The organism is Chryseobacterium sp. SG20098, from assembly GCF_031844745.1.
GTDB classification, from domain to species: domain Bacteria; phylum Bacteroidota; class Bacteroidia; order Flavobacteriales; family Weeksellaceae; genus Chryseobacterium; species Chryseobacterium cucumeris.
Window position 1 is genome coordinate 4,425,623 of sequence record NZ_CP134622.1, and the last position, 12,278, is coordinate 4,437,900.

At 36.5% G+C, this 12,278-nt stretch carries 15 protein-coding genes; 6 read left to right on the top strand and 9 right to left on the bottom strand.

The features are described 5' to 3' along the window. Positions 1-164: 164 nt before the first annotated feature. The 4 genes from RHP76_RS20380 to RHP76_RS20395 are packed head-to-tail and all read right to left on the bottom strand — an operon-like array spanning position 165 to position 2,707. Positions 165-917 (bottom strand): type 1 glutamine amidotransferase domain-containing protein, encoded by a 753-nt coding sequence (locus RHP76_RS20380; protein WP_311228908.1) that lies wholly within the window; start codon positions 915-917, stop codon positions 165-167. Between the two features lie 2 nt (positions 918-919). Then, positions 920-1,207: a putative quinol monooxygenase gene (locus RHP76_RS20385; RefSeq protein ID WP_120233545.1), complete on the bottom strand. Its 288-nt coding sequence runs from the start codon at positions 1,205-1,207 to the stop codon at positions 920-922. A gap of 1 nt (position 1,208) precedes the next feature. Then, complete coding sequence (locus RHP76_RS20390; protein WP_311228909.1) at positions 1,209-2,093, bottom strand: NAD-dependent epimerase/dehydratase family protein; 885 nt, start codon at positions 2,091-2,093, stop codon at positions 1,209-1,211. Continuing rightward, the gene (locus RHP76_RS20395) at positions 2,090-2,707 is read right to left on the bottom strand and encodes an NAD(P)H-dependent oxidoreductase (RefSeq protein ID WP_311228910.1); all 618 of its coding nucleotides are present in this window, start codon (positions 2,705-2,707) and stop codon (positions 2,090-2,092) included. The genes RHP76_RS20390 and RHP76_RS20395 overlap by 4 nt, the downstream gene beginning before the upstream one ends. A gap of 448 nt (positions 2,708-3,155) precedes the next feature. On the opposite strand from RHP76_RS20395, the gene RHP76_RS20400 reads away from it, so the two are divergent. Both RHP76_RS20400 and RHP76_RS20405 read left to right on the top strand, forming a co-directional pair. Beyond that, on the top strand, positions 3,156-3,902 hold the full coding sequence (locus RHP76_RS20400) for a metallophosphoesterase family protein (protein WP_311228911.1): 747 nt from the start codon (positions 3,156-3,158) through the stop codon (positions 3,900-3,902). A 40-nt stretch (positions 3,903-3,942) separates the two neighbouring features. Then, on the top strand, positions 3,943-4,839 hold the full coding sequence (locus RHP76_RS20405; protein ID WP_062675359.1) for a LysR family transcriptional regulator: 897 nt from the start codon (positions 3,943-3,945) through the stop codon (positions 4,837-4,839). On the opposite strand, the gene RHP76_RS20410 is transcribed toward RHP76_RS20405, so the two are convergent. Together RHP76_RS20410 and RHP76_RS20415 are read right to left on the bottom strand one after the other, a co-directional pair. Beyond that, complete coding sequence (locus RHP76_RS20410) at positions 4,816-5,283, bottom strand: GNAT family N-acetyltransferase (protein WP_311228912.1); 468 nt, start codon at positions 5,281-5,283, stop codon at positions 4,816-4,818. The genes RHP76_RS20405 and RHP76_RS20410 overlap by 24 nt on opposite strands. Next, positions 5,284-5,718, bottom strand: coding sequence for a GNAT family N-acetyltransferase (locus RHP76_RS20415; RefSeq protein WP_311228913.1), 435 nt, complete (start codon positions 5,716-5,718; stop codon positions 5,284-5,286). It abuts the gene before it with no gap. A 292-nt stretch (positions 5,719-6,010) separates the two neighbouring features. On the opposite strand from RHP76_RS20415, the gene RHP76_RS20420 reads away from it, so the two are divergent. The 4 genes from RHP76_RS20420 to RHP76_RS20435 all read left to right on the top strand — a co-directional run bounded on the left by RHP76_RS20420 (position 6,011) and on the right by RHP76_RS20435 (position 9,601). Continuing rightward, positions 6,011-6,886, top strand: coding sequence for an aldo/keto reductase (locus tag RHP76_RS20420; RefSeq protein ID WP_216445200.1), 876 nt, complete (start codon positions 6,011-6,013; stop codon positions 6,884-6,886). A 101-nt stretch (positions 6,887-6,987) separates the two neighbouring features. Further along, positions 6,988-7,692 carry a DNA alkylation repair protein gene (locus RHP76_RS20425; RefSeq protein WP_311228914.1) on the top strand — a complete coding sequence of 235 codons (705 nt, stop codon included), beginning with the start codon at positions 6,988-6,990 and terminating at the stop codon, positions 7,690-7,692. 145 nt (positions 7,693-7,837) lie between these two features. Further along, a complete protein-coding gene (locus RHP76_RS20430; RefSeq protein ID WP_311228915.1) occupies positions 7,838-8,896 on the top strand; it encodes an NAD(P)H-dependent flavin oxidoreductase in 1,059 nt (352 codons plus the stop codon). A gap of 93 nt (positions 8,897-8,989) precedes the next feature. Beyond that, positions 8,990-9,601: a hypothetical protein gene (locus tag RHP76_RS20435; RefSeq protein WP_311228916.1), complete on the top strand. Its 612-nt coding sequence runs from the start codon at positions 8,990-8,992 to the stop codon at positions 9,599-9,601. Positions 9,602-9,649: 48 nt separating this feature from the next. Here RHP76_RS20435 and murC read toward each other — a convergent pair whose 3' ends face one another. Genes murC through RHP76_RS20450 form a run of 3 tightly spaced genes read right to left on the bottom strand, consistent with a single transcriptional unit; the run spans position 9,650 to position 12,253 of the window. Next, positions 9,650-10,987, bottom strand: coding sequence for a UDP-N-acetylmuramate--L-alanine ligase (gene murC / locus RHP76_RS20440; protein ID WP_123278830.1), 1,338 nt, complete (start codon positions 10,985-10,987; stop codon positions 9,650-9,652). A gap of 6 nt (positions 10,988-10,993) precedes the next feature. Further along, entirely contained in the window at positions 10,994-11,431 is a 438-nt protein-coding gene (locus RHP76_RS20445; RefSeq protein WP_311228917.1) for a hypothetical protein, read from the bottom strand. A 15-nt stretch (positions 11,432-11,446) separates the two neighbouring features. Beyond that, a complete protein-coding gene (locus tag RHP76_RS20450; protein WP_062675350.1) occupies positions 11,447-12,253 on the bottom strand; it encodes a lysophospholipid acyltransferase family protein in 807 nt (268 codons plus the stop codon). Positions 12,254-12,278: the final 25 nt, after the last annotated feature.

Sequence of the window (12,278 nt, forward strand, 5' to 3'; positions counted from 1 at the left end):
CACCCCTCCGGAGGAGGGGAATTCTCGCCGTTTCAGTAGTGACCCTTTTAAGAACTTTTCGGATTTAAAAAGAACTTAAGTGTTCTTCTCTGTATTCTGAATAGCATCTTTTTTTACTTAAGTGACTGAAAACTGTTGTGACTTTTGTGGTTAAAAATTGTCTGTTACTTATTTAATTCTTTTACGATAGCTTCTCCAACGCTTTTTGCAGACTGTGGATTCTGTCCTGTGATTACTCTCTGATCTGTTACCACATGATTTTGCCAAAGCCCTGATTTTTCAAATTTTGCTCCTCTTTCTTTCAGTTTATCTTCCAGTAAGAATGGAACAACGTTCGTTAATTTTACTTCAGATTCCTCTTCATTGGTAAAAGCATTGATTTTCTTACCATCTACAAGATATTTCCCATTATTAAGCTTGATATTCACCAAACCTGCGGGACCATGACATACTCCGGCAACAATTCCTCCATTTTCATAAATTTTGGAAGCAATATCTGCCAGCTCCTTATTGTCTGCAAAATCCCACATTGCTCCGTGTCCACCTGCATAAAAGATGGTTGAATATTCTGTTGGATTTACCTGCGATGGTGTCATGGAATGGTCAATCTTATTTTTATATTCCTTGTTCTCCCAGAATTCTTTGTTGACAGGATCTTTTAAATCGAAGCCGTCTACCGGAGGTGTTCCGCCTTTCGGGCTTACAAAGTCGATTTCATATCCTGCTTTGTGAAGAACTTCCCAAGGGTGAGAAACTTCACCCAGATAATATCCTGTATCTTCACCGGTACTGCCTTTTTTATCATGGCTGGTAACGACGAATAAAATTTTCTTTTTCATATTCTTTGATTTTTTGGTTTGTGCCTGTATGAATCCTATCGTAAAGATCGCAAGCATTAAAAACGCTAATTTTTTCATTGTTAAATAAGATTGGTGATATAAATCTGTGGTTTTTCCTGAAGTTTCTCCTCGACCAAAGCTCCGAAGGCCTGAATGTAAGGCTGTTGGTTGTGTTGTGCCAACCCTTCCTTGCTTTTCCAGATTTCGTAGAAAACAAATTCATTTTTGTTTTCAATTCCCTGATGAAGGTTGTAAAGTTCACATGCTTCTTCTTTTCTTGTTTCTTTTACCATATTCTGAAGAACTTCCAGTACTTCTGCCTGATGTTCTGCTTTGGATTTTATAATGGCTGTAAGATGAATTTTCATATTAAATAAAATTTTCAATAGAGTTATAGATAGGTTTCCAATCCAGTTCTGCTTTGGCTTTATCTGAACTGCATCTGCTGTTGGATGCAAAACCGAAATAACCTCCTGCAGGACCAAATTTGTCAACTGCATCCTGTATGCTTAATGATTTAGCTGATTGTAAGTTATATTTTTTACTGATATTTTCTGCAATGTTTTTCAGAGAAGATGAACCGTTTTCTGCATAATAGATAGAGCCTCCTTTTGCTTTTTCCAATGCGAGTACATACAGATCTGCGAGATCTTCAATATGTAAATTGGACCAGATATTTTCACCTTCACCAAAATAAACACCATGCCCTTTCTCTTTAGAAAAGTTGATAAGAGCCGGAATCTGAATGCTGTCTTTTTTTATTCCAAGGCCTTCTCCGTAAACCATGGTAGGAACAATAACAATACTTCGTATGTCTTTGCTGGCAGATTGCAGGACGTAATTGTTGATCAATACTCTTGATGCCATTTCCAGTCTTGGCTGCAAAGGGAAATCTTCTGTGAAGATAAAGTCACTTTTTTTACCATTCTCCTTTCCTCCAAAAATGGCAGAGCCTGAAGTGAATATAAAGGTTTTCTGACTTCCTTCCAGAGCTTTGATAAAGTTATCTGCTGCATACGCATCATCTGCTGAATCTGCATTATGAATAACTGCATCTGCATCGGAAACTGCTGTTCTGATAAGATCTTCATCATGAATATTTCCCACAATGGTTTTGATTCCTAATGATTCCAGTTCCTGTACGTGGGTTTCATTACGAACCAGTCCTGTCACTTCATAATTCCTGTCGAGGAGTTTTTTTGCGATAGTTCCGCCTATATAGCCGGTAACACCTGTGATCAGTATTTTTTTCATGATACCAGTTCAGATCTTAATTCTTTTTCAAAAACATTTCTCACATGTTCTCTGTAAAGCTTCATATCGCGTTCTATATTGGCGTTTTTCTCCACATCGTGGAAGTGGAAGCTTTCCATTTTTTCCAGTGAAACAAAGGCATTCATTCTGTGGAAACCAAATAATGGTCCTTCATCCACATTTTTTTCACTGAAAAATTCTCCGGGAAGAGTGAAAGCAGTTGCGGGAGCGTTCCAGCTGGTAGTCAACATATATTTTCTTCCTCCTAGCATTCCTCCTGTACCATAGTTGATTTCCGGATTTTCAGCATTTCTTCCGTCGCTCATATAAATTCCTTTAGCGTGACCTGCTGTGAACACTTCGTCAATATATTTTTTCAATCCGTTAGGCAATTGGAACCACCAGATTGGAGTGTGATAAATAATGTAGTCTGCCCAGACAAATTTCTCCACTTCTTCATTTTTGTCGTAATTTTCACTTACATTGGTTATCTTTACTTCTACATTATCAAATTCTTTAAGAACGGCTAATGTATTGTCTGCGATAGTCTGATTATATTTTCCCCCGGAATGTCCGAAATTCTGTCCTCCGTTGATGATTAGTACTTTTTTCATTTTTTTATGATTGTTTGAATTTTACTCTGCAAAGTTAGATCAGATGATTGTATAATAAAAATAATATAAATTATAGGAAAGTATTATTTAAATTATAGTTTGAGAGATTTAAGGTTATATATGTGAATGGTCAATGGTCAATACGCTTCGCTTGTGAATTTTTTACACGTTTTGGGGTACGTGGTCCGGGTACGAGATGTGAGGTTTGTTGATCGTGACTGGCGAAGAATCAATCCGCTTCACTTGTGAATTTTTTACAGGTTCGGGATTGAGTGCAGCTGATTTGTTTATATATAGGTATTTCTAATCAGCAGTTAATCATTCACTATTGACTTTGCGAAGCAAAAATTGACGATTGACAATTTTCCATTTCATGGTAAAATATCATATCATCTCTGAACCGGAATTATTTTCTGACAGGTAAATTTGTCTAACAAATTGAAGGACAATGATACAGATAGCTGTTTTTAGTGATGTGCATGGAAATCTTCCTGCATTGGAAGTCGTGTTGAAGGATATAGAGCAAAGAGGAATCAGTCAGAGATTCTGCTTGGGAGATCTGGTTGATTTTGCACCCTGGGGCAATGAAGTGATAGAAAAAATAAGAAGTCTGAACATTCCCTGCCTGATGGGAAATCATGATGAAAGAATTGCCTTTGATATTCCTGTAGTTCCTTTGTCTAAGCATTCAGAAGAAGAAACCACTGCCAGATTCGTTGCGATAGATCATTCAAAAAAGCATATTACAGAATCCAACAAAAAATTTCTTTCCGAACTCCCTTTTCATTTAAAACTAAATTATAAAAAAGGTAAAAAACACTGGAATATACAGTTAGTGCATTCCAGTCTTGAAAGTAATGATACCTATTTATACGAATCTGAGAGTGATGAGGTTTTTACATCTATGTTGAAGAATGCGGACGTTGATCTTGTTGTGATGGGGCACACCCATTTATCATTTAAAAAACAGTTTGAAAATAATACCTGGGCTGTCAATTGTGGTTCCGTGGGGCGTTCTAAAGAAGAAAACAGACTGGCTTCTTACCTTATTCTTACATTAGATGAAGAAAAAATTACTCCTGAAATTATTCAGCTGTCTTACCCGATTGATGAAACTGCCCGCCAGATAAGGGAAAGCGGGATTCCCGATTATTATGCGTCATTCCTGGAAAATGAAAACGTATCAATATTATAATTATTTTGTAATTTTGTATTATAATATTAATAATTAAGTCATGGTTAATTTAGAATGGTATCGTACTTTTAAGGCGATCTATAAAACCGGGACATTGACAGGTGCTGCCGATGCTCTGTTTATATCACAGCCGGGAGTGAGCCTTCACTTAAGCTCATTGGAAGCTTATGTTGGATACAAACTATTCGACAGAACGGGTCGAAAAATGATTCCGACAGAAAGAGGAAAAGTATTGTTTAATGCAGTTGCCGAACCTATTACCAAACTCGAAGATGTAGAGAAAAATTTCCAAAAATCTACAGAGAAGCATACTCCAACCATCAGTGTCGGGATGTGCTTTGAGACTTTTCAGACCACTTTGGAGCAATATGTTTCTTCATTGCCTTTTAATCTGATTATCAGTTTCGGAGAATACCCAGAAATGCTGGACCAACTGGATAAGGGAATCCTCGATCTGATCATCACTCCCAAAAAAGGATCTTCACCCAATATCGAACATGAAGCATTCTCTTCCGAGCAGATCATTCTGGTTGGAGGGAAGGATGTGGATAAAACAGCTTTCAATAAAGTATTGAAAACAAAAGATGCAGAACAGATAGAGGAGTGGCTGAAAAACGAAAAATGGTACGGAACCACTGGTGATATGGAACATCTTTTCCAGTACTGGATATTGAATTTTGGTCATAAACCGAATTTTCGTCCTAATTATATCGTTCCCAACATGAACTCAATCATCCGTTGCCTCAAAGGAGGAACTGGGTTAGCCGTTGTTCCTGACTTTCTATGCAGAAATGATATTGCAAGCGGTAATATTCAGCTGATCTGGGAAGGAAAGAAAAAGTTTGAAAATACCCTGTATTTCGGTTGTCGTAAGAAAACCAATTATCAAACCGAAATAGAGCATATCAAAGGCTTATTCCGCAAGGTGATGGCTTAATAAAACCATATCTTTCATCTGTAAACCGTTTTCATAAATAGGAGCCGGATAGTTTTCAATAAAAAAATTTTTCAGGATTCCACTTTTAATAAAACCGTTTTTCTCATAAAATCTGATCTGTTGGACACCGGTATCCGATGTTCCAACAGTCAGTGTTTTATAATGATTTTCTTTCGCAATTTCTTTTGCTTTATTCATCAGAATACTTCCGATGCCTTTGCTTCGGTAGCTTTCAATGACGGCAACATTTTTAATTTCCAGTTCAGTATTGCTTTTTCTGCACAATGCCATTACCGCAATGCTTTCAGTACCGTCATGCAGAAGATAGATATCAGAATTGAAAATGTATTGATTAATTGCTTCCTGGGTTTCATCAGCCAACAACAGGAGATGATAAGGAATCTCCGAATCAGAATGCAATAGATTGAAAGTGAAATTTTCCATTTACAGACTCATATGAATAAGTGGATAATCCTTTCCTGAACCATCTTTCTCAGATCTTCCGGCCTTTTTGAATCCCATTTTTTCATAAAACCCAATGGCTTGGGGATTTTGTTCGTTGACATCTACTTTCGTCAGTCCGGTTTTCTCTTTCATAAACTGATAAAGTTTTTTACCGTACCCTTTTCCACGCGTGTCATTATGGATGAAAAGCATTTCCAGATTACCGTCTGCTACAGAAGCAAACCCTTTAGATTCATTATCTTCAGTAATTAAATACACTTCCAGATGAGGAAGGTAGTCTCTTGGAATGGCTTCCTTGAAATAATTGAAATCCTCTTCAGTAAGAAAATAGTGAGTTGCTTTTACTGCTGATTCCCATATTTCCATAATTGCCGGATAATCCTCTGCTGTAGCCAATCTGATATGTTGTGACATGATTTCTAAATTTTAGACAAAAATAGGGAAAATGGAGGTGAGATGCTAGCAGAAGGGTGGATTTTGAGGCTGGAAATTAGAAGTAGACATAGCCGTTTTATCGACCACTCATTCCCCTTCTTTGAAGGGGTGGATTTTTGCAAAGCAAAAAGACGGGGTAGTTTAAACATCATCTTAAGAACCTTATGAATAACAATTTTTTAACAGGAACAGTAAAATTGGTAGGCTATATTTTCAATTTTTTATTGCAAATTTGTTTATCACTTTATATTAATAACTAAAATAAAGATTTATGCAAAAGAAAACCTATACAGGACAACCTGTGGTAACATTAAATAACGGAGTGGATATCCCGGCTTTAGGATTCGGAGTATGGCAGATGGAAGATCTGAAGGAGTGTGAAAATGCGGTAATTAAAGCTATTCAGACGGGATATAGAATGATTGATACTGCTGCTATTTATCAGAATGAAACCGCGGTAGGTGCTGCTGTGAAAAATAGTGGTGTAAACAGGGAAGAACTGTTTATCACCTCCAAAGTATGGGTTCAGGATCATGGATACGAAAAGGCGAAAAGTGCTTTTCAGAGAACATTGGACAGATTACAGATGGATTATCTTGATATGTATCTTATCCACTGGCCATACGGAGATTTTCTGGCTACATGGAAAGCTTTGGAAGAATTATACCACGAAGGAAAAATCAAAGCGATTGGAGTATGCAATTTTACAGTAGAAAAACTGGAGGAATTGAAAGCTAACTCAACTGTTTTACCGGTTATCAATCAGATTGAACTGCATCCTGTATTTCAGCAGAAAGAACTGCAGGTGTATGACAGAGAAAATAATATCGTAACTCAACCTTGGAGCCCGTTAGGAAACGGTAATGCAAATCTTTTAAGCAATCCTGATCTGAAAGCTATTGCAGAAAAATATGGAAAAACAGTAGCTCAGGTAATTTTGAGATGGCACTTACAGGAAGGATTTGTCGTGATTCCAAAATCTGTAACCCCTTCAAGAATTGAAGAAAACTTTAATGTATTTGATTTTGAACTGACAGAAGATGAAATGAATGTTGTCCGTTCTTTAGATACTGGGAAAAGATTATTTTTTGATCCTAAAGATCCTGAATGGGAGCAAAAAATGTTAAATTCCGTAGCGGATATTTAATCTGGAATTTATAAAAAATACATCCCGCAGCTTTCACAAATTTACAGATCTACGAATCTGAGCTATTGTGAGATCTGCGGGATTTTTAAATCAATATAACCATGACTGCAAAAGAATTCATAGAAACACTCGCATTATTTAAGAATGAAAAAGAGCTTAATAAAGCTGAGAAGTTTTTCAAAGGAAATGATGGTATTACCAAGAGTTTCGGGACGAAATTCGGAGATGTTTTTTCTACGGCTAAAGAATTTTCGGAGATGTCTCTGGAGGAAATCAATAAGCTTCTTGACAGTGATTTTTATGAGGTAAGAATGGGAGCGGTAAGCATCATGGATTTTCAGGCGAGAAGTAAAAAAACGTCTGAAGACCATAAGAAAGCCCTTTTTGATCTCTATCTCAACCGCCATGACCGTTTGAATAACTGGGATTTTGTAGACAGAGCTGCCAGAAGTATTATTGGAGAATATCTTATTGATAAACCGAGAGACATTTTATACAAACTTGCTGATTCCGACAGTCCATGGGAAAGAAGAACAGCCATCGTAAGCACTCATGCATTTATTCGGAAAAATGAGGTAGCAGACACTTTTGCCATAGCGGAAATTCTTGTTCACGATCCAAACGAGTTTGTGAATAAAGCTGTAGGAAGCTGGATTCGGGAAGCCGGAAAAAAAGACAAAAAGAAATTACACGGTTTTCTCACTGCTTATGTAAAAACAATGTCTGCCGTTACATTTTCTTACGCAACAGAAAAACTGGATCCGGAATTAAAATTGTTCTACAAAGAACTCAGGAAGAAAAAGTAAATCTTTATTCATTTAATATAGAATAGAAGTTGATCAACAACCTTAAACTCTAAACATTGAACCTTGAATAAATAGTGAGCAATATCATATCTTGGAACAAAAACTATTGCTTTGTTCTTCGTACATTTTAATAAAAATAATTCTTATGTTTTGGCCGGATACAATCAGTAAAAAACTAGGTATAGAATATCCTGTAATTCAGGCTCCAATGTTTGGAGTGAGCACGGTACAGATGGCATTAGCAGCTACAAAAGCAGGCTGTCTCGGATCTTTGGCGCTGGCTGACCTTTCTGCAGACCAGTCTGTGGAATTAATCAGGGAAACAAGAAAACTGACTGATAAACCGTTTGCTGCCAATATATTTGTTCATCACATTCCTGAAGTGACAGATGCTTTAAGAGAAAAGTATAGTAAAACCAAGCAATTTATTGAGCAGCTGGCCAAAGACAATAGTATCGAAGTGCACCTTCCGGATCTTGAAGAAATCAGTGTCAACGGTTATCGTGAACAGGTGGATGCGATTATTGAAGAAAACTGTAAAATTGTAAGCTTTACGTTTGGAAATCTTGATGATCAGAGTATTCGGAGATTAAAGGAAAAAGGTATTATCCTTATAGGAACCTGTACTTCTGTAAAGGAAGCATTGTTGCTTGAAAATTCCGGTATTGATATTATTTGTGTGCAGGGAATTGAAGCTGGAGGACACAGAGGAAGTTTTGAAGCAGAAAATATTCCGCAGATCGGAGGTTTATCTTTACTATCGCAGATCTTTGATCAGGTAAATGTTCCTTTAATCTATGCAGGAGGAATTTACGGAGCAAGAACATTAAAGGCTGTGAAAGACTTAGGTGCGCAAGGTTTTCAGGTTGGAAATCTTCTATTAACTTCTCAGGAAAGTGCTCTTTTGCCTTTTGAAAAAGAACGATTGAAAAAAGTAACAGAAGACGAAATTGTTTTAACGAAAAGTTTCTCCGGAAGGTATGCCAGAGGAGTGAAAAATCAGTTTATAGAAACAGTTGAAAACTCAGAATATATTTTACCTTATCCTTATCAGAACAAACTTACGAATGCCCTGAGAAAAGCAGCTAAAGCTCTACAAAATCCTGAATTTGTAGGAATATGGGTAGGGCAGTCCATTCATCGGTACAGTGAAGAATCTACAGAGGAAGTTTTGAGAAATCTGATCAAAGAATGTGAAAAATAAATCTGTATGTTTTAATTTGATGATAATTTTATATTTTCGTACATCAATAGTATTGATCTGAACTAATATAAAACTAAACCAATAAAAACATCCATGAAATACTCAGAAGGAATTCAGAGATCTCTTCCGTTCGGATATCTTTTCCTCGTCATAATGGGAATATTAAAAGAGAGTGTATTCTATTATCAGATAGGGATTAATATTCTGAAATATTCAACGATAATGGATATTTTGATAAGCCCGATAGCTACTCTAACGGCTCACCCGGTAATACTGATTGCCCTCATTATTATAGTTGTATTTTCATTTGCTTTTCCCTCTTTTTTGTCAAAACAGGCCAATAGAGATAAAAAATGGGCTTTAAAAATGGCTTCTCTTAAAGAACATAAAACTATGACTAAAGAAGCTATTGAGAATCATTTTACCAATATGTTTGTGAGATTTCTTGCCATGATGTTACTGTCTTTTTTTGTAGGGATAGGATGGGGAGAGGGTCTTGGGCTCACCAGGAAGATAAAGGAGAATAAACTTAAATATGACTATAAGTTAAACTATGGTGATGAAAGCTTTGACCAGGTACATCTCATAGGATCCAACAGCATGTATTATATTTATCTGGCCAAAGGAAATAAAACGATAAAAATAGCACCGGTAGGTTCTATAAAAAGTATCGAACTGACCAATAATAAAAAGTTGATCAATTAAAAATAAACTACCATAAAAAAGCTTCAGATATACTCTGAAGCTTTTTATTTATTTTGTTAAATCTAATCCGCCAAAATTTCCGGAACTCATCATCAGATAAACACCATCCGTTTTATCTAATGTATTCCAGTAGGTATGAAGATCTTCAGCATTGGTGAAAACCCTTAGATTTTCATTCCTGAATTTTTCTTTGATAAACTCAGGAGAAATAGCTTCCATTCTCTTGATCTTCAATGCGTCTTCAGAATAGAAAACAATGGCTTCCTCCAAACCATCCATAGCATGGTCATACTGTTCAAGGAAAGCAGGATTTAAGCTTGAGTAGGTATGAAGCTCCAGGAATCCATATTTCTTATCCTTTTTAAATTGCTCTGCGAAGGCTTTTACAGCTGCTTTCACCTTACTTGGTGCATGAGCAAAATCTTTGTAAAGAATTCCTTTATCTTCTCTTTCCACTTTTTCAAGACGCTTGGATGCGCCTTTGAAACTCATGATTGCCTCATAGAAATCTTCATCCATAATTCCCAACTGCTGACAGATATGTCTTGCTCCTTCAAGGTTCAGCAGGTTGTGTGCTCCAAAAACAGAAAGAGGAACATCTCCCATTTCCGTTTTTAAATATACTTTACCATTATTGATTTCGTATTCAGGAGTTTTGTAAGGGATCTTTCTGAAATAGTTTTCTGCATTTTCCACTACTTTTACGACTTCCGGATCTTCTTCGTTGTACACCAGAACGCCGCCTGCTGTAATGCTTGCCACAAACTTTCTGAACTGCTCGATATAATCATCAAATGTTTTGAATACATTGATATGATCCCATGCAATACCACTCATTAAAGCGATATTGGGTTGATACAATAAAAATTTCGAACGAAGATCAATAGGAGATGAAAGATATTCGTCACCTTCCAACACCATGAAATCATTATCCTGAGTCAGTTTTACCATACAGTCGAAACCTTCAAGCTGGGCGCCTACCATGAAATCCACATCTTTCTGATGGAAATTCAGAACATGGAGAATCATTGAAGTAATGGTTGTTTTACCATGTGATCCTGCAATGACAACTCTTGTCTTATTTTTAGACTGTTCGTAGAGGAATTCAGGATAAGAATATATTTTCAAGCCCAGTTCTTTTGCTCTTGCCAGCTCAGGATTATCCTGGTGTGCATGCATCCCAAGAATGACTGCATCAATATCCGAAGTGATCTTTTCCGGGAACCAGCCCATTTCCTGAGGCAGAATTCCTTTCTTTTCCAATCGGGACTTTGAAGGCTCAAAAATAGCGTCATCAGAACCTGTCACCTGATATCCTTTGTCTTTTAATGCGATGGCGAGATTATGCATGGCGCTTCCGCCAATGGCAATGAAGTGGGTTTTCAATTGTATTTACTGTTTTTTAACATTAGTATTAATGATCTGCTGAAAAGCATCAAGAATATTGTTCCAGTTGGTCTTGTAATTCGGAATGATCATACTGGCATCCGTTTTACTGCCTTCATTGGGACCTTTCTTGACGTTGATGGACGTTGAAATATTGTCGTACAATTTTTTACGGTCTTCCTGTATTCTCCTGAAATTATTCTGAGAAAGAACCTGATCCAGTTTCTTTAAATCTTCATCAGAAATTTTAAAATCCTGTTTGTATTTCTTTCCCTGTCCTTCAAAAGAGTAGTGTACATTATTTCCTTTGATAAGAAGATTTTCATAAATAGGAGCAACACCTCCGCTTTTCGAATAGCTGATGTCAAAATCCGAATATACCTTTTGGCTGTTGCATGAAACTAATACTATGATTGCGAATAGGATTCCAAGTATTTTGTTCATAATTTTTAATTTACTTTAATTATTTGAGTCCTTTTGTTCTAATTTTTTAGCTTTAAGTTCTTCATCATAACTGTGTAATAGATTGAAATCTTCTGTCTGCTCAATAGCAGTCATAATTTTCAATAAAATTTCCGGTGCTTTTTCATTATCATAATCAATATCCAAAGGAGCTTTAAATTCCATCGTAGGTTTTACACCGGTTACCTTTACGCGGAGTCCTTTTTTATCAAAAGCTCTTCTGAATCCGTTTATTTTGATTGGAATTACAATAGGACGCTGATTTTTTACCAGTTTGGCAGTTCCTCTTCGTCCCTGTGCAAAAGCCGATGTAGTTCCTTGAGGGAAAGTAGCTACCCAGCCATTGTCCAATGCTTTCATAATATTATCTACCTCGCTCATGTCTACCATTCTGTTGACATTTTTCCCTTCAGATCTCCATGTTCTTTTTACCGTTACAGCTCCGGCAATTTTGAAAATTTTGGGAAGAATACCTTTATTCATGGTTTCTTCTGCTGCCACATAGTAAAAATCGATCTTCGGATTCAACAGATAGATCGGGTTTTTTATTGTATTTAAATATCCGTTGTTCACAGCACAGAAGGCATGATACATTGCCGCCACATCTGCAAAATAGGTCTGATGGTTGGATACAAACAGTACGTTAGAGTCCGGAAGATCCACAAGGTGTTCTGTACCGGTTATTTTTAACTTATTAAAGCCATTGAATCTTCTGTAAGAAACAATTCCTAAAATAAAAATAATAAACCTTTTCAAAAAATAAGGAGTTCCGAATGCATCGGTGAAAATATTTTTCTTCGCCATCTCTAAATTAAACACGGTAGTGCAA

What these genes read in the sequence shown, in the direction of transcription:
- RHP76_RS20380 (WP_311228908.1), bottom strand. Translation starts at nt 917, where the DNA reads ATGAAAAAATTAGCGTTTTTAATGCTTGCGATCTTTACGATAGGATTC.
- RHP76_RS20385 (WP_120233545.1), bottom strand. Translation starts at nt 1,207, where the DNA reads ATGAAAATTCATCTTACAGCCATTATAAAATCCAAAGCAGAACATCAG.
- RHP76_RS20390 (WP_311228909.1), bottom strand. Translation starts at nt 2,093, where the DNA reads ATGAAAAAAATACTGATCACAGGTGTTACCGGCTATATAGGCGGAACT.
- RHP76_RS20395 (WP_311228910.1), bottom strand. Translation starts at nt 2,707, where the DNA reads ATGAAAAAAGTACTAATCATCAACGGAGGACAGAATTTCGGACATTCC.
- RHP76_RS20400 (WP_311228911.1), top strand. Translation starts at nt 3,156, where the DNA reads ATGATACAGATAGCTGTTTTTAGTGATGTGCATGGAAATCTTCCTGCA.
- RHP76_RS20405 (WP_062675359.1), top strand. Translation starts at nt 3,943, where the DNA reads ATGGTTAATTTAGAATGGTATCGTACTTTTAAGGCGATCTATAAAACC.
- RHP76_RS20410 (WP_311228912.1), bottom strand. Translation starts at nt 5,283, where the DNA reads ATGGAAAATTTCACTTTCAATCTATTGCATTCTGATTCGGAGATTCCT.
- RHP76_RS20415 (WP_311228913.1), bottom strand. Translation starts at nt 5,718, where the DNA reads ATGTCACAACATATCAGATTGGCTACAGCAGAGGATTATCCGGCAATT.
- RHP76_RS20420 (WP_216445200.1), top strand. Translation starts at nt 6,011, where the DNA reads ATGCAAAAGAAAACCTATACAGGACAACCTGTGGTAACATTAAATAAC.
- RHP76_RS20425 (WP_311228914.1), top strand. Translation starts at nt 6,988, where the DNA reads ATGACTGCAAAAGAATTCATAGAAACACTCGCATTATTTAAGAATGAA.
- RHP76_RS20430 (WP_311228915.1), top strand. Translation starts at nt 7,838, where the DNA reads ATGTTTTGGCCGGATACAATCAGTAAAAAACTAGGTATAGAATATCCT.
- RHP76_RS20435 (WP_311228916.1), top strand. Translation starts at nt 8,990, where the DNA reads ATGAAATACTCAGAAGGAATTCAGAGATCTCTTCCGTTCGGATATCTT.
- RHP76_RS20445 (WP_311228917.1), bottom strand. Translation starts at nt 11,431, where the DNA reads ATGAACAAAATACTTGGAATCCTATTCGCAATCATAGTATTAGTTTCA.
- RHP76_RS20450 (WP_062675350.1), bottom strand. Translation starts at nt 12,253, where the DNA reads ATGGCGAAGAAAAATATTTTCACCGATGCATTCGGAACTCCTTATTTT.